Source organism: Paenibacillus sp. Mc5Re-14 (genome assembly GCF_001049835.1).
GTDB classification, from domain to species: Bacteria; Bacillota; Bacilli; order Paenibacillales; family Paenibacillaceae; genus Paenibacillus; species Paenibacillus polymyxa_C.
In genome coordinates this window covers 3,142,438-3,160,000 of the sequence record NZ_CVPD01000001.1, presented here as the reverse complement: position 1 = coordinate 3,160,000, position 17,563 = coordinate 3,142,438, and the positions used below count along the sequence as shown (strand labels likewise).

At 41.1% G+C, this 17,563-nt stretch carries 15 protein-coding genes (1 of these 15 cut by a window edge); all 15 read right to left on the bottom strand.

Annotated features, from left to right (window positions below):
• A protein-coding gene (gene ligA, locus BN1546_RS14295) for an NAD-dependent DNA ligase LigA (protein WP_013373297.1) crosses the window boundary here: on the bottom strand, positions 1 to 1,490 show its 5' portion. It extends 526 nt beyond the left edge of the window; 1,490 of the gene's 2,016 nt are visible here — the first part of the coding sequence; its start codon is at positions 1,488 to 1,490; its stop codon lies off the left edge, out of view.
• A gap of 94 nt (positions 1,491 to 1,584) precedes the next feature.
• Complete coding sequence (gene pcrA / locus BN1546_RS14290) at positions 1,585 to 3,909, bottom strand: DNA helicase PcrA (RefSeq protein ID WP_058830154.1); 2,325 nt, start codon at positions 3,907 to 3,909, stop codon at positions 1,585 to 1,587.
• A 42-nt stretch (positions 3,910 to 3,951) separates the two neighbouring features.
• Positions 3,952 to 4,662 carry a heptaprenylglyceryl phosphate synthase gene (locus BN1546_RS14285; protein WP_090738071.1) on the bottom strand — a complete coding sequence of 237 codons (711 nt, stop codon included), beginning with the start codon at positions 4,660 to 4,662 and terminating at the stop codon, positions 3,952 to 3,954.
• 126 nt (positions 4,663 to 4,788) lie between these two features.
• Positions 4,789 to 5,661 carry a phosphatidylinositol-specific phospholipase C/glycerophosphodiester phosphodiesterase family protein gene (locus BN1546_RS14280; RefSeq protein ID WP_058830155.1) on the bottom strand — a complete coding sequence of 291 codons (873 nt, stop codon included), beginning with the start codon at positions 5,659 to 5,661 and terminating at the stop codon, positions 4,789 to 4,791.
• Positions 5,662 to 5,882: 221 nt separating this feature from the next.
• The gene (locus tag BN1546_RS14275) at positions 5,883 to 7,283 is read right to left on the bottom strand and encodes an undecaprenyl-phosphate glucose phosphotransferase (protein WP_013373301.1); all 1,401 of its coding nucleotides are present in this window, start codon (positions 7,281 to 7,283) and stop codon (positions 5,883 to 5,885) included.
• Positions 7,280 to 8,188, bottom strand: coding sequence for a glycosyltransferase family 2 protein (locus BN1546_RS14270; protein WP_016324754.1), 909 nt, complete (start codon positions 8,186 to 8,188; stop codon positions 7,280 to 7,282). The genes BN1546_RS14275 and BN1546_RS14270 overlap by 4 nt, the downstream gene beginning before the upstream one ends.
• 370 nt (positions 8,189 to 8,558) lie before the next feature.
• Entirely contained in the window at positions 8,559 to 8,636 is a 78-nt protein-coding gene (locus tag BN1546_RS28505) for a putative holin-like toxin (protein ID WP_354005523.1), read from the bottom strand.
• 556 nt (positions 8,637 to 9,192) lie between these two features.
• A complete protein-coding gene (locus tag BN1546_RS14265) occupies positions 9,193 to 9,594 on the bottom strand; it encodes a GtrA family protein (protein WP_090738069.1) in 402 nt (133 codons plus the stop codon).
• Positions 9,591 to 10,580, bottom strand: coding sequence for a glycosyltransferase family 2 protein (locus tag BN1546_RS14260; protein ID WP_090738067.1), 990 nt, complete (start codon positions 10,578 to 10,580; stop codon positions 9,591 to 9,593). The genes BN1546_RS14265 and BN1546_RS14260 overlap by 4 nt, the downstream gene beginning before the upstream one ends.
• Positions 10,581 to 10,718: 138 nt before the next feature.
• Positions 10,719 to 13,010 carry a hypothetical protein gene (locus tag BN1546_RS14255; RefSeq protein WP_090738065.1) on the bottom strand — a complete coding sequence of 764 codons (2,292 nt, stop codon included), beginning with the start codon at positions 13,008 to 13,010 and terminating at the stop codon, positions 10,719 to 10,721.
• Between the two features lie 116 nt (positions 13,011 to 13,126).
• Positions 13,127 to 14,044, bottom strand: a complete 918-nt coding sequence (locus BN1546_RS14250; RefSeq protein WP_304364168.1) for a glycosyltransferase family 2 protein — start codon at positions 14,042 to 14,044, stop codon at positions 13,127 to 13,129.
• A 178-nt stretch (positions 14,045 to 14,222) separates the two neighbouring features.
• Entirely contained in the window at positions 14,223 to 15,089 is an 867-nt protein-coding gene (gene rfbD, locus BN1546_RS14245) for a dTDP-4-dehydrorhamnose reductase (protein ID WP_090738061.1), read from the bottom strand.
• A gap of 1 nt (position 15,090) precedes the next feature.
• Complete coding sequence (gene rfbB / locus BN1546_RS14240) at positions 15,091 to 16,110, bottom strand: dTDP-glucose 4,6-dehydratase (protein WP_090738058.1); 1,020 nt, start codon at positions 16,108 to 16,110, stop codon at positions 15,091 to 15,093.
• Between the two features lie 100 nt (positions 16,111 to 16,210).
• Positions 16,211 to 16,759 (bottom strand): dTDP-4-dehydrorhamnose 3,5-epimerase, encoded by a 549-nt coding sequence (gene rfbC, locus BN1546_RS14235; RefSeq protein ID WP_090738056.1) that lies wholly within the window; start codon positions 16,757 to 16,759, stop codon positions 16,211 to 16,213.
• Positions 16,760 to 16,780: 21 nt separating this feature from the next.
• Positions 16,781 to 17,524: a sugar phosphate nucleotidyltransferase gene (locus BN1546_RS14230; protein ID WP_090738054.1), complete on the bottom strand. Its 744-nt coding sequence runs from the start codon at positions 17,522 to 17,524 to the stop codon at positions 16,781 to 16,783.
• Positions 17,525 to 17,563 lie beyond the last annotated feature (39 nt).

Below are 17,563 nucleotides of genomic sequence, written 5' to 3'. Positions count from 1 at the left end.
GCCGCCAAGAGGTTATTGGCCTTTTTCTCACCAAACCGCTCCAGCTTCACAAGATCATCATATTGCAGAGTATACAGATCCGCAGGTTCACGAACTCCCAGTTCATCATGCAGTTGGATGGCTGTTTTGTCACTGAACGTCTCAATGTCCATGGCATCACGTGATGCAAAATGGGAAATGCGGGCCACAATTTGTGGTTTACAACCTAGCTTATTGTCACAAAATAAATGGGCGCCTCGCTGCTGCAACGGAAATCCACAAGCTGGACAATGCTCTGGAACAACAATTTCCTCCCCATCGTTCTCAGATGTTACTTTTCCCAAAATCTCAGGAATAACATCGTTTGAGCGACGAATAAACACACGCGCCCCCAAGGCAAACTTCAGGTTCTTACGCTCGATATCACCAGCATTGTTCAGCGTACAATTTTGTACAGTGACTCCCGCCAGCTCTACCGGTTCTACCCTAGCCAGTGGAGTGATCTTCCCGGTTCTTCCTACATTCCACTCGACCGAGTTAAGCACCGTAGTCGTTTCCTCTGCTTCGAACTTATATGCCACCGCCCAGCGTGGGAATTTATCGGTATATCCGAGAACCTCACGTGTGCGCATATCTGTAATTTTCAATACTGCCCCATCAATAAGATAATCCAAACCGGCACGGGATTCTTCAATCTCAATTAACTGCTCCATTACATCATCAAAATTATCAAAGTAAGTTAGGTATGGGTTTACCTTGAAATGATTTTCACGCAGGAAGGTCATCATCTCCTGGTGGCTGTTAAACTGAATACGGTCCGCATAGCCTACATTATAGAAAAATGCATTCAAACGCCGCTCTGCTGTTACTTTGGGATTCAAGTTACGCAAAGCCCCTGCTGCGGCATTTCGTGCATTTTTAAGAGGCTCTACGGCCTTCTCATTATAATTGGACAGTACGGAGAGATTCATGATCCCTTCTCCCTGCACCTCAATAGTTCCATTTTGAAAAGGAATTTTAAGTGGCACGGATTTAATCGTCTTTACCTGTGCCAGTATCCCCTCACCTACCACACCATTACCACGGGTAGAAGCCTGCACCAGTTGTCCATCCGTGTACGTCAGGTTCAGCGTCAGTCCATCAAATTTTAGTTCTATCGCATAGCCTGGAGATGGCAAGGGTTGCTCCGGGTTCTTGGTATTGTAATCATTGACCAGCTTCACGACACGCGCGTTCCATGCACGCAGCTGCTCCATATTCTGAGCTTTATCAAGGCTCCATAATGGAGCGAGGTGGCGATGCGGTGTGAAGCCCTTGAGTATCTCCCCACCCACACGCTGTGTTGGCGAATCCGGCAGTACAAGACCGCTTGTTTGTTCAAGTGCTACCAGTTCGTCATAAAGCACATCATATTCTTTGTCGCTGATCTGGGGGTCATCCAATGTATAGTAGTGATAGTTATATGTGTTCAGTTCAGCAACAAGCTGCTCCATCCTGTGCATTGGGTTCATGCAGGCGTATCCCTCCGGGAACTTCATTAGGGCAGAGGCCTAAGCCAAGCTGCCCTATGAGGTTCGAGATTTAATGAAATTTGAGATTTAAGATTTATTCTACTTTTGTAATCGGCGCAAAGCCAGCCAACAGTCGCTTAACCCCTACTGGAGCCGGGAAAGCAATTTGAAGTTCCATATCATTGCCCGTCCCTTTTACAGCTACAATGGTTCCAATTCCCCATTTGCCATGCTGTACCTTGTCTCCGGCAGCAAAAATGGATGGACCTCCTGTCGAAGCAGTCGAAGTTGGTTTTGCGGGCGAGGAAGTGGTCACTGTTACGCGGGGCGACGCGGAAGCAGACGAGCCACTACGGCTCATCGTATCAAACGAGCGCTCTCCACCAAAGTTGCTGCCACTGCTTTTGCCCAGTCCGCGGCCACCATAAGATCCGCCTACATTGCCTGAACGACGGTAGCGGTCACGCTTGATGATCGTATCCTCTTTTAACTCATCCGGAATCTCTTCGAGAAAGCGGGAAGGCGGGTTAGCTGTGGTACGTCCAAACAGAGTGCGCATCTGTGCGCATGTGAGGAACAACTGCTCCTCAGCACGGGTAATCCCGACATACGCCAATCTGCGCTCTTCTTCCAGCTCTTCATTATCCAAAAAGGCCCTGCTGTGAGGGAATACCCCCTCCTCCATACCGACGATAAATACGATAGGAAACTCCAATCCTTTAGCGCTATGCATGGTCATTAATACAACCGCATCACTTTGCTCCTCTTCATCGTCATTCATGGAATCAATATCGGCAATCAGAGCAAGATCGGTCAGGAAGGAGACAAGCGACTTGTCTTCCGTCCCTTTTTCAAATTCCATGGTTACCGACAGAAACTCATCAATATTCTCCAAACGCGAGCGTGACTCAAGTGTATTCTCGTTTTGCAGTTCCATTCGATATTGAGTGGTTTCCAGCATTTTTTCGGTCAGCTCAGTAACTGACAGATAATCCACCATCCGACTTAAACCCTCGATCATATCGTAAAACTCTACAAGCGCATTGCGTGTGCGCCCAGCAAAGCCCAAGTCATCCACCACTTGAAGCACACGGAAAATCGAAACCCCACGTTCCGCCGCGGCTGCCTGTAATTTGCCAACCGTTGTGTCGCCGATGCTTCGTTTGGGTACATTAATGATTCGGATCAAGCTGATATCGTCGTCAGGATTGGACAGTAGGCGAAGATACGCCAGTAAATCCTTAATCTCTTTACGATCATAGAACTTGATTCCGCCCACGATTTGGTAAGGAATATCCGATTTAATCAAAATTTCCTCGACTACCCGAGACTGGGCATTCGTTCGGTACAAAATAGCATGATGGCTATAGGTTTTGCCCGCCTTTATATTCTTATGAATTTCTGAGGCGATAAAGTAGCCTTCGTCATGTTCGGAGTCAGCACGATAAACCTTAATCTTGGCACCGCCTTCTTTGTCGGTCCATAGTTTTTTCGGCTTACGGCCTGTATTTTGGCCAATGACTTCGTTAGCCGCATTAAGAATATTCGAAGTTGAGCGATAGTTCTGCTCCAACAAAATAGTACGTGCTTCTGGGTAATCCTCTTCAAAGTTCAAAATGTTGCTAATATCCGCCCCCCGCCACCGATAGATGGATTGGTCGCTGTCACCTACAACGCATAGCCGGTGATGCTTGTCAGCCAGCATTTTGCACAGCATGTACTGCGCACGGTTCGTATCCTGATATTCATCAACATGAATGTATTGAAATTTCTTTTGGTAGAAATCAAGCACCTCAGGCACTTCTTTAAAGAGCTGAATCGTTGCCATGATCAGATCATCAAAATCAAGAGAGTTGTTATTTTTGAGCCGTTGTTGATACTTGGTATATACCTTCGCCACAATTCCTTCAAAATAATCGCCAATCTTGCGCTCATACATTTCGGGAGTGACCAATTCATTTTTAGCCGTACTCATCATAGACTGAACCGCTTTGGGTTCAAACTTCTTAGTATCTATATTCAAGTCCTTCATGCAGCTCCGAATGACAGACAATTGATCCGTAGAATCCAAGATGCTGAAATTGGAGGTAAAGCCGATCCGCTCAATATCCCGGCGTAAAATACGCACACACATGGAGTGAAAGGTGGATACCCACACATCTCTCCCCTGCGGGCCAATTAGCTTGGATACGCGATCCTGCATTTCACGCGCGGCCTTATTCGTAAAGGTAATCGCCAAAATCCCCCATGGAGCCGTCTTGCGGGTCGCAATGAGGTAAGCTATTCGGTGCGTCAACACCCGCGTCTTACCACTGCCTGCGCCAGCCATAATCAGCAGCGGACCATCTACAGCCTCCACGGCCTGACGCTGAGGCTGATTAAGGCGTGCTACCGCCTCGTGTATATCTATTGATTGCATGCGTGCATGCTCCTTTCTCTAAGCCTTCATAAAATTCACGATCTATACTTCCAATTTCACAGCTACCGTCTCCAGCGCTTTCGCCAAATCACGATAAATAATGTTTCCTACTACAATGGTGTCACAAACAGCTGCTGCTTGTAACGCGGTAGATTTATCCACGATCCCTCCTCCGTATAGGACACGAGATCGCTCCATACCACGATGTATTTGTTGTACCAGCTCCATATCTCCAAAGACACCGCTATATTCCACATATACAATCGGTAGATTCATAAGCTTGTCAGCAATCTGTGCATATGAAGCGGCAGCAGAAGCACTCAGCGAAGTATCCGCACTGGTAAGCTTAGCGACGGTGGAATCACCGTTCAAAACAATATATCCTTCCGTCACAAGCATTTCCCAAGGGATCATATAACCAAATTGCTCAATCGCACGTTGGTGCTGGCCCATGATCCAATTACTGTCACTGGTATTCAGCACCATGGGAATCATATATAGATCAAACCCCGGCACTACAGCTTCCAGATCGGATACCTCAAGCACACACGGCACCTCGTAACGCCGAACCCGTGACAGCAAATCCACCGTATTTTCATACGTTACGCCCGATGAACCGCCTACCATAATGGCGTCCGTACCAGACATACACACGGCATCAAGCGCTTCATCATTCAGTTCCTTGTCAGGATCAAGCTTAAATACATGCCTCCATGATTGAATTGAATCTGCCAACACACATTCCTCCAGCATCCATTGCTTTTATCATCATCCAGACGAGCCGAATTTTAATATCCAAAAGCGTTCTATGCTAAGTCTATGACAGTGCTTAAAAGGTGTCAATGTTCGTATCAAATGGGAACACCGAGTTCAGACAGCTTATGGTCTCAGCGCATACAACCAACTGCCTCTACTAAGTTCTTTTTCCGTTAAAACGTCTGTATAGAAACCTCTTACACCCATCTGTTCGTACTCAGTAGCATCCTTCAACTCGTTAATCGTATTTACATAGCACACTGCCCCTGCCTGACGCAAACTTTCAACTAAGGCACCATTCACGCGATTTTCCGGTAAAGTTACTTCCGTTATATCATGTTGTTGAACAAATTGAATGATCTGGTCATCCGTATCTTCTGTAGCATAGAGCGTATAAATAATGGATGTATAAGGATAGATACTCCGTAACGTTTGCAGCATTTCCTCATTATAAATTTGAGGGACAATACGAGATAAAAGTTCGGGATTTTTCTCCTGAGCCTGACGGGTCAGTTGCGCAAACAACCGTTTGATTTGGGCAGAGTCCTGTTCTTTCGTATCGGTCACAATATAGGCATCCGGGTACTTTTCCAATAAATCCAATACATCCTTCCAATCTAGTGGAGTATAGGAACCGTGTATAGGGGTGTTTTTAAATTGATGATAGCTCCAAGGCTTTCCGCCCTGCTCTGTAGCAACTGCGTGTTCCTGTTGCATTTGTTTTGTAAAGGATTCTGTCCATTCATGGCGTGCCACCAAATGTCCATCCGAAGTAAACATCAGGTCGACCTCGAATACACGGCTGCCTTTTTTATAATTTTCTACAAACGCTTCACGCGCATTGGTATAAGCCAAACCATCAACGGCTCCCATGGCATGCGAAATTACGCGGTGTGTGGTAAAGCCAGTATGTTCTTCTGTAGATTGTCCTTTGTAAGCCAGTAAAAATGTACCGATTAACATTAAAAGAATAACCGCAGCAATCACTCGTTTCATAGGGTGTCACATCCTTTTCGTACAGGTCAATACCCTACATACACCTACTCAAAACAGCTCTATATCAGCTGAACTAAAAAATGTACATATAAGTAGGCAAAATAGTACTGAACTGGTGAAGCGCGTATTCATTGGCCTTATTATTGAAATCTCGGGACGTTGGCTATGGAAGTGTAATAGACACAAAAATACCCTCCGGCTAAGCCGAAGGGCGCTCTGAATTAATAAGCGTTTTTGAAGCCGTTACGGATTGTACGAAAAATAATTTTAATATCGAATAAGAGCGACCAGTTCTCAATATAGAAGATGTCGTGCTTAATCCGTTCCTCAATAGATGTATCTCCACGTAAACCGTTACTCTGTGCCCAACCTGTAATTCCAGGACGAACATGATGCTTCACCATGTATTTTGGAATTTCCTCACGGAATTGATCCACATAATAGGGCCGTTCCGGACGTGGGCCAACGACACTCATATCACCTAACAGTACGTTGAAAAACTGTGGCAGCTCATCGAGACTCGTTTTACGAATAAAAGTACCAAAACGTGTGCGTCTTGGGTCATTAGCAGTCGTCCAGCCCGTATCTTCAGTTCCAGGTGGCAGTACCCTCATCGAACGAAATTTGTACATCCGGAAGGTGCGACGATTCAAGCCTACCCGCTCCTGCTTAAAAATAATGGGGCCTCTCGATGTAACCTTCACACCAATCGCCACGGCCAGCATAATGGGAGAGGTCAGAATAATGGCGAATAAAGAAAATAAAATATCAAACAGACGCTTAAACAATCGATTCCCTGCTACATCCAGTGGGATATCTCGTACATTGATCATCGGCATACCTGCAAAGTTGTCAAAGTAAGGTCGTGCCGGCAAATAATCGAAGAAATCGGGAATAATAAGCGTGCGTACTCCAGCCTTTTCACACATGTTGATAATCTTGGGATACTTATCATGAGCATCCAGCGGCAGCGCCAGAATGACCTCATCAATCATCAGGCGTGACAGCGTTGCCTCCAACTGATCTAATCCTCCAAGAATCGGACGAAAATGAGCTTCCTCCTCTTCGTTCCAATGCCGTTTATCATCCAGAAATCCCACTACTTCATAACCTAAATCAGGATACTGTCCAAGGTTATGATAAAATCGTTGGCCTAAAGAACCTGCTCCAAGAATGAGCATGAATTGCTTATTGTATCCTTTTTGACGGAGAATTTTAAGAATTTGCTTCAAAAAATAACGATAAAACAAAATAATCAGCACATTACCAACCATATAGATCGCCAGGTAGGACCGCGAGATGTCGATTTGCTTTACGAAAAACATTACACTCAACAGCACAAACAGGCCAACAATGTGAATCTGGGTTACGCGAAATACATCATCTGCAAACCTCTTTTTGCGCTTTGGCGAATAGAGTGAGAATAACATCCCCAGCACTACAGCAATCAGACCGTATATTAAGCTCCACCCTCCATATACTTGAATAGGAAGCGGCTCTTTATAAGTGATCCATTCACTTTCAAATTTGAAAAACCAAGCGATCAGAAAAGATAACTGAATGACCGCGAAATCCGCCACAATATATAATTGGGTTAAAAAACGCTGATTTCTGCGTATCATGCTTTCACCTCAGTACGAGATTGTTCCCCGCCGTCCGGCTTAACCGGTGCAGACAACTTATTTTTAAGAAAAGCCATTCCAAACTTCACCGTAATTCCCGTATATACAGCCATGTTGGTGATCCAGCTGTATTGCTGTTTATAATGCTTACGATGAAATACCCACATCGCTCTATGAAACTCATAAATAATTTTCAAAGGACGACGGCGAGCACTGCCTCCTTTGATATGAATAATATATGTGCGTGGGTAGTAGTAAATGCCCCAACCGGCTTGTTTAATCCGATAACACCAGTCTATATCCTCACCATACATAAAAAAGGTTTCGTCCAATCCGCCGACCTGGTCAATCGTCTCCTTACGCACCAGCATAAAAGCACCAACCAGTACATCTACAGGATACTCATCATCGGGGCTTAGATGCCCAAGCTGATATTGGTTGTACTTCGGGTTATCCGGGTAACGCTTCGACCAGCCGAAAGCATAGTAAAAAGACGCCGACGGCGTTGGAAACCCTCGCTTACAAGCCTTGTCTAGCGAGCCATCCGGCAGAATGACCTTACAGCCCGATGCCCCCATCTCCGGGTGTGTATCCATAAACTGAATCATTGTATCCAGCGTATCCGGCTGCACCAACGTATCGGAGTTCAATAGCAATACATAACGCCCGCTAGCTACTTCCATCCCCTGATTGTTCGCCTTGGCAAACCCTGTATTATCCTTATTAGCTATCAATGTAATATCCGGGTACGCAGCACGAATAGCCTCAACAGACCCGTCACTGGAGTGATTATCGATAACAATCACTTCATATCGATACTGCGTCTTTGACGCATACACTGACTGCAAACAATCCAGCGTCAATCGACACGTATTATAGTTGACGACCAGTATGCTTACATCCATATTTAAAACGCTCCTGACAAATTCAGTAATCTATTCTACTATCGCCTATTATAGCATACCGTGCAGGCCACGGGGCGCAAAAAAGCACATAACTTGTAACCTTGCATAGTTAGTAGAATTTCACAAAATTCGATTCCAGTCGCTCCAAAGTGCAAATATAGACAAACGAAACCATTTCGATCTATATATTGTTCATTGGAAGTCGTTTATTAGATTTTTGTAAAATCCTCGGTTGAGGTCTAAATTTCATCGTGGTAAGATATACATGGAAAAAGGGCTGGTGCCAGCCAGCCCCGCGCAACCAACGCTCCAAGAGCGGACGGTTTTAGAACAATCAGGCCGAAAATAGACCCTTCCTTGCGGGGGCGGTCTATTTTCGTTTGTTAAACTCTAACAGTGTGACGATTAACGCCCCGAACGTCAGCATTAAACTGAGCGCCTCAAACACTGTCACAGGCTTCACCCCCCTCCTCGGGAGAGTTAGCCGACCGCCCTTGCCAGCTCTATCGGTTGCACGCTTCAATTATACTATATATTTCCAAAAAGGAACACGCATTCGATGGTATTTCAATAAAATAGTTATGTCTAATAAAAAAGTATAAGCTTGAACAATTATCAAAATGAAGCTTTATATTTTCATTTAATCCCCACTGAATTAACAAAAAACCACCGATGAATTACGATTTGCCATAAGTATTGAACTTCAGAACTTGTTTATCATTATGCAGAAAATATTTACTTATGTTTCCAATGTAGATTGTAGTAGTATGACATATGGAGTATGTTAAGAGAAAAGAAAAGCCCATGCTGATTTCGCGTAAAATGATAATATACACCATTACACAACAAACCATCATGAGCTATCAGCATTCTAATTTAACGTAGTTAATTAGAATGCCATGCGCAGAAAGAGCGCTTGCCATATTTATATGGAAATTAGTTCATCTTAATTGTATTCATGAAAATCCTGTAATTAATCGGAAAGCGTGACAATTCCCAATAATTTAGTCACTTGTTCTTTTCATAAATACCAAGTATTTGCTTGCCAAGTAATTCACTGCTATAACTATAAAGTTAACAATAATTTTTGCTAGAAAATCATCCATCCTTACATTTTGGATAAGCACAATCATTAAAATGAAGTCCAGGCAAAGAGATGACAATCTGATCAGGAAGAATAAAGAGAACTCTTTAGGCAACGAAGTTAATCGAGAGTCATTTTTTTTAAATACATATAGCTTGTTCGTTACAAAAGCAAATATCATAGATATCAACCAAGCTACAGTGATAGAAAGCTTATAATCTGCACCCAATACTTTTGTAAAGAGGGCATAAATAATCAAATTTATAATAGTTGTAAGAACTCCAAAAACAACGTAATTGACAAGTTCCTTACCTAATTTCATATCCGACCCCGAGAGAATCTATTTTCCATATATTTTTGTTCCGAGATAGCACCCTTACCATTGTTATACTCTTTGACAAAATACAGTGGTCTACTTTTGGTTTCATTAAATACTCTGCCTAGATATTCACCAATAATACCGAGAGACAACAATTGTATTCCTCCAAGAAATAAAATTACTGTCATAAGTGAAGCATAACCAGCAACAGAGCCTCCAAAAATAAGAGTCCTAATTATGATAAAAATCATGTAAAAAAATGCGCCTATCGAAATAAATACCCCCAGCATTGCAGATAATCTTAAGGGTGCCGTTGTGAAAGAAGTAATTCCTTCAATAGCCAGATCTAAAAGCTTATAATAATTCCATTTTGTTTCTCCCGCCGCACGAGAGTCACGATTGAATAAAATCTCCTTCTTGTTAAATCCAATCCAACTAAACATACCTTTTGTATACCTTTGTGTTTCTCTCAACTGTTTTAATGCCTCGATACAACGCCTGTCAAGCAATCGGAAATCCCCTGTGTTTTCTTGGATAGGAATTCTACTCATTCTTTGAAGCAATTTATAAAAGCTGGATGCTGTCCATTTTTTAAACCAGGTTTCCCCCGCTCTGGTTGCCCGCTTGGCATATACATCATCATAGCCCTGCTCCCAGTATTTAATCATCTCAACAATTAACTCAGGAGGGTCCTGAAGATCTGCATCAATAATCACAACAGCATCCCCCACGGAAAAGTCTAATCCAGCAATCATCGCAACCTCCTTTCCGAAGTTACGTGATAGGTCGACTAATGAAATTCTTCTATCCTTCTTACCTAAATTTTTAATAATTTCAACCGTGTTATCCTTACTTCCATCATTTACGAATAATAATTCAAAATTATAACCAGTAATAGAATCAATCACTTTAGTTAAGCGAGAATAAAGTTGGTAAATAACTTCTTCTTCATTATATGCAGGTATAAGAATTGTTATAGTTCTAAACATAGAGACCCCTTCTTTATAGCATATTTATTCAAATTGAAAACCATTATAATTCTAAAACCTTCCGGCCCCAAAAAAAACAACAATATTCTAAAATTTATTTTATTGATAGTATGGTTGATAGTTTAATAAATCAAAACATCATTTGAATTTAATATCTTTAATCTGAGTAGTATCGCTATTATTCGAATATTTCCCCTTATCAACCTGAATCACCACTTTTTTATATTGAGAAATATCTACATCGAATACTTTGGGGTTATTAATTGTAATATACTCTTTTTTTAACTGTTTCCCATCCCCTAAAATTGTTAAATATACTTCTGCAGCTTCTGGCATTTTAGCTATATCCTTATCTACCGTTTCCATAGAAGCAGTAAAGGAGAGTCCTTTAAGAGATTTTTGTGAATCTACTTCTATATAGGAAACACTTTTAGCATCGTTGGTTTCTCCAGGGTGAATTGCTATTTTATCCGGCGTTAACCTAACTTCAACATTAGGCAATCCAGAGTAAGTTTTTGAGATATTAACCCTATAATCAGAAAATTTATATAGTTCTTTTTTGTCAGAATACTTGTCAAAAAAATCTTTTTGCATTTCATTTAGAGCTTGCAATGATGAATTAGAAAATGGCCTCATACGCTCAAAAATAGTGACCTTTGTATTGCCAACTAGATTAACTGTTTTTATTACGGAATAATTATCAAATCGACCATTGAGGAAATACTCAGCGGTTGTTTTTACAGTCATTTCATTGGATGCGATGGGTTCAACTACTACAACAAACCCAGACCTGAATAATAAATCTGGAAATCCTAAAGCATCATTGTAGGATGAACGTACTAAATAGTTCAATGCATTTTTTTGTTCAGGAAGATACAAATTATTGAAAATATCATCATAACAGCAGCTTCCCGAGATTACATATACAGGTTTACTTGGACTTGAAACACTATTTAAAAAATTAGTTATTTCCGTGAGCTTATCAATATCATTGTTAACTCTAGGCTCTATGTGTTTTGGTAATAAGGTCACTTTGCCAACATTGGTTTGCAAATTAGTGAAATAGCCATTAGCTATAAATAGTGTGCTTACCGCTAAGCAAGCAGTAAGCAATAGCTTGAAGCACAAATCTAATTTAGATATAGACAAATTAGCATAGCGTTTTTTTATTAACAACACATAATTGAAATTCATAAAAACAAGCACCATCATACCCGTTGAAACTAATAAAATATGCTGAGGTGACATCCCCTGCTCCATTGTTATTAATAGATAAGCAAAGCAGCTCTGCAATATTGAAAAAATGGCGAAATATCGAGTCCTTTTTAAAATGACACCAATAATTGCTCCAGTTAGTACTAAAATCATGGTAATTAAACCGAAATAATTAAGCATCTCAATAAATTTATCCAGAGGAGGATGGTTGTTATACTCATACACCCCTTTGCCTACATCACGTATACTCAGTAAAATAAAAGACCTAAAAAACAAAAATAATACTAACAAACATCCTATTCCAATTATAAACAGCTTAAAAACACTACGAATGAGGTCCTTTAACCCATATTGCTTATCCCAAAAGTTTTTAATAAGTTCAGTGACAAATACTGCTGCGAAAAAAGATACTACAAAATAAGAATACCATCTACGCAAAAAGGGAAGTGAGATCAGCAGGATAACCATAATTATAATTTCCTGAACACTAAGTGATTGGATTCTCTTTTTATACAGAAGAAGATACAACATCATAATAGGTATGAGGCCTACTCCATCAAGGTAACCAATCAAGCTGGAATACACCACGCCGCTAAAAGAAAAAATCATAAGCGTTACAACCAATAGGATCCCGCCTATGTGTACATTATTCTCTTTATACTCTTTAATATTTCTAATAAGATTACTGGACAATATAACAAAGAAAAATAACGCTGGTAGGATAAAGGCAAAAAATACACTTAATATGTAGCCTTTATACCCAAAACCAAACACTTTAATCCAGGGAGTTAAAAACAAAAGAACCAAATCATTATAGTCTTCATGAAGGACAGACTGATATACTTTATAAATTATTTCAAAAAAACTCTTATCGAGGCCTTGGTAAAAAACATTGCTCTTACTCCAATAAAAAGCATTATCCGAAAAGTATATCGTCCGTTCAATAGAATAAATATAGCTTATAATCACGGTTCCGAGTAAAGCTATACACATAAAAGATAATGTGTATAGAATCGCCTCTTTTCGGTTTCGTACAAAATTCTGTTTCGACAAAATGTACAGAAAGAACGCAAAAATAAATATATCGATATAAGCCAAAAAAAGTATATTACGATCGCTTGTGTCATTAACAAAAAAAGCTACTACCGCTGCTATAAAAATAAAAATTAGACTGTATATAGTCTTAAGTTTCTTGCTTATGGGTAATAAATGCATTCAGGTTAACATCCTTTCAATAGTTCAGGTATACAGAATAGCCTTATAACAAAACCGTGGTCTTTATTACATTAAGCAAGCATTTTAAGATCCCATTTAAAATAAGCATCATCATTTTATAACTTACCTATTATAAAAACAAATTTGTAAATCAAATTGTCAATTGCAGACTGCCTATAAAATGGTGCTCTAAAAATATATATCGCACGCCCAATTATATTTTTGCTTTGAAAACTAAGAAATTCGGAAATTTCCTGTTGTTTTTGATAATCAAACCTCTGTTGAAATGTATCTGCAAACTCTTTAGCCTGTTTACTTAAAATATAATGATTTTTTCCGTTTAAGAATCTATTCCATCTTTTGCTCCACTTGCTTCTCCATCCATCTCCTGCTCCCCCCAGAACGTTATTATTGTGTTGACGATAGAGAAGCCTCGGCTCGGGATCGAAAACTACCCTTCCAAAGGATGAAACGCACAAGTAAATCCACCAATCATGCATGATGACATTATTTATATTTAATGGGGGGGTTTCTTTCACCAATTCCATTGTGGTTTTATTGAATACCATTGTACAACCAACACATACGTTCTCAATTAATGCATTGTAATGAGATAAGGGTCTTTGCGGAGCTACAGGCCATTTTTTCATAGGAGATAGCCGCTGATCCACCATTTGGGTTGCAGAACAGTACATTAAAGGAACGTTATCAGCTAGTTTATTCAAACAGGATACTGCACTTATTAACTTATCCTTATTCCAAACATCATCTTGATCACAGAATGCATAAATATCAAACTCATTGGAAGACATTAGTACGAGGTCAAAAAAACTCTGCACAACCCCTTTATTCTCACCCTTAAATATAACAATTTGTTGAGGATACAGCCTTTTTAGATGCTCCAGCTTACCCAAAGTATTATCTGTTGAACCATCATCACGAATCAATATTTGAACCGACACGCCTTCTTGTCTAATCAAGCTTAAAATTTGCTCGTCAATATACTGTTCTCCGTTGTAAGTAGATAATAGGATCTGAACTCTGGAAACTAGCAGATGATCTCCCCCTTGTAAAACACTCTCGTGTCCTTACTATATGAATATACTCTGGCTATTATATACACTATAGACTGCCCTTCTTACTAAGCACAAGAAAAAATCCCCCAATTTCTGTAGCTTATAGGGGGATCTCTTTAACATTCTAATTATCATTTCAAAAATCAGCTAGTTCTTTTATAAAACAATGTAAACCTTCCCGCCAATGGCGAAGATCGTTCAAACCGTTGGTACGAATTGCGATATGTTCCATGACCGAATTTCTTGGACGTGCTGCCGGTCTTGGAAACTGATCAGTCGTGCATGGCTCAAGTTTGGCAATTATCGTAGCATCTAATAAGCCTACTGCTTCTTCAAAAATAGCTTGCGTAAACTCATACCAGGTGCAAGAACCGCTATTGGACGCATGATATACGCCGTACTTCTCAGTTTGAACCAATTCTGCCAAAAAGCGAGCCAAATCCACCGTATAGGTAGGTGATCCTTTCTGGTCGTTCACAACCTGAAGGTGCGGCTTTTCCTGCCCAAGCTTCAGCATTGTTTTTACAAAATTATTCCCGTGCAATCCGTATACCCAAGAAGTACGAACAATAAAATATCTGGAGGAAAGTGTATGGGCCAGTATCTCTCCGGCCCGCTTAGACTTTCCGTAAATACTCTGCGGATTTGTATTGTCATACTCATGATATGGCTGCTCCGCTGTTCCATCGAACACGTAATCCGTGCTGATATACACCAGCTTGGCTCCTGCTTTTTCCGCAGCCAACGCCATATTTCGTGTTCCCGACGCATTGACTTGGTAAGCCGCATCTATATCAGACTCGGCTGCATCCACTGCCGTATACGCTGCACAGTGGATGATAGCATCAGGTTGGTACTGTCCCACGATCTTTACAGCCTGCTCCAAATCCGTTATATCCAGCTGTTCCCGATCGTATCCAAAGACATCATGTCCCTGGTTCTGAAAAACGTTCAATACATCTTTGCCAAGTTGACCGGATGCTCCAGTAACCAGCACCTTCATCTTACGCATCCCCCAAGCGGGAACCGTACTGCTTAGCATAATATTGTTGGTATTCGCCGGATTGAATACGAGTCCACCATTCTTTGTTGTCCAAGTACCAACGGATTGTTTCTTTAATGCCTGTTTCAAAAGAGTGCTTTGGCTTCCAGCCCAGCTCATTCATGGTCTTCGTTGGATCAATACCATAACGGCGGTCATGACCTGGGCGATCCTGCACATACGAAATCAGAGATTCTGGCTTGCCCAGCTCCTCCAATACCGTTTTGACAATATGCACATTTGTCCGCTCATTATTTCCACCGATATTGTATACCTCACCGAGCTTCCCTTGATGAATGACCAGATCAATTGCACTACAATGATCCTCTACATATAACCAATCGCGAATGTTCAAGCCATCCCCGTATACAGGTAGCTGCTGATCACTCAACGCACGCGAGATCATCAGTGGAATGAGTTTTTCTGGAAACTGGAACGGACCATAGTTGTTAGAACAACGCGTGATATTCACTGGCAAACCAAAGGTTTCATGATATGCACGAACCAACAGATCGCCGCCTGCCTTGGAAGCAGAGTAAGGACTATTAGGCTGTAGCGGTGTTTCCTCAGTAAACAAGCCTGTTTCACCCAGAGAACCGTACACCTCATCTGTCGATACCTGTACAAACTTAATCACATTAGATTTCTTAGCTGCGTCCAGCAGTACTTGAGTACCCAACACATTTGTTTTAACAAATACTTCCGGTTCTAGAATACTCCGATCCACATGCGACTCTGCCGCAAAATTCACTACCACATCGATTCCCTGCTGCATCAGCTGATCAATCGCTTGCGCGTCAGTAATATCTGCTTTCACGAAGGTATGATTGGGATGATTTTCGATGGATTTCAAATTTTCCAGATTACCTGCATACGTAAGCGCATCTATATTCACAATTTGGTAATCTGGATGCTGTTTTAACATATACAATACAAAGTTACTGCCAATAAATCCGGCACCGCCAGTGACAAGAAGTTTCATAAAGGCCTCCTAAAATAAATTCCGATATATACATAACACGCACTTAAAACAAGAAGGAACCATCAATAATGGATAATGCCCCCACTTTGTTGTTTCCTATCTATTCGAAACTAATCTCCGCGTTTGCTAATAAAGGGTGCTTCTGATCTTTCTCCGAAAGAATTGCATGGGAAGTAGGCCAATCAATCCCAAGTGCGGGATCATTCCAGAGTATACCACGATCATTCTCAGGTGAATAATACTCATCTACCTTATAAAACACCTGAGTATTAGGCACAAGCGTACAGAATCCATGAGCAAAGCCTTTAGGGACCAGTAATTGATGTTTATTGTGCTCACTCAAAATCACCCCAACCCATTGACCGAATGTCGGGGAACTTTTACGAATATCCAGAATCACATCATAGATGGCTCCTGAGATCACACGAATGAGTTTTGTCTGTGCTTTTGGTTCAAGCTGATAATGCAAGCCACGAATAACTCCAGTCTCTACAGATAACGATTGATTATCCTGAATGAAAGCATGGTCAATACCGTTGTCTTTCATGATCTGCTCATTGTAGCTCTCCATAAAATAACCACGATGATCACCATGGGCTACCGGTTCTATCAATTTTGCACCTTCCAGTTTCAAAGGGATTACCTTCATATGTCCGCATCCTCCCTTTATTTAAAGCTTTAATTTTCCAAATTCTTCACCAAAGACGATATCCTTGGCTAATTCATTAGCACGTGCAAGAGATGGGTGGGTTCCCGCATCCGTCCACCATCCTTGGAGAACATCATATGTCAATGTTCCATTAGCAATATATGCATTGTTGACGTCAGTGATCTCAAGTTCTCCACGAGCTGAAGGTTCAAGTGTTTTTACAATTTCAAACACACTATGATCGAACATATAAATTCCTGTTACAGCATAATTGCTTTTTGGATTTTTAGGTTTTTCTTCAATAGACACAATTCGTTCCCCTTGAAGCTCAGCCACTCCAAAACGGTGTGGATCTTGTACCTGCTGAAGAAGGATCTTCGCACCCGTGATTTGATTGCGGAAATTGTCCACAAATGGTGCAATGTCATCTTCAAATACATTATCACCCAAAATAACAACCATTTGATCATCGCCTACAAATTGTTCTGCCAGGTCGAGCGCTTGCGCAATCCCACCAGCTTCGTCTTGGACTTTATAAGTGAATGTTACGCCCATTTCACGACCACTACCAAGAAGGTTAACGACATCTCCCATATGTTCTTTACCTGTAACGATAAGAATATCGTGTATGCCAGCTTGCTTGAGCTTGGATACGGAATGGAAAATCATTGGATATTTACCCACTGGCAGCAGATGTTTATTTGTTACTTTGGTTAAGGGGTAGAGGCGAGAACCTGTACCTCCTGCAAGAATTATACCTTTCATAAAAAAAACCTCCCGATATAAAAAATAGACTTTATATAA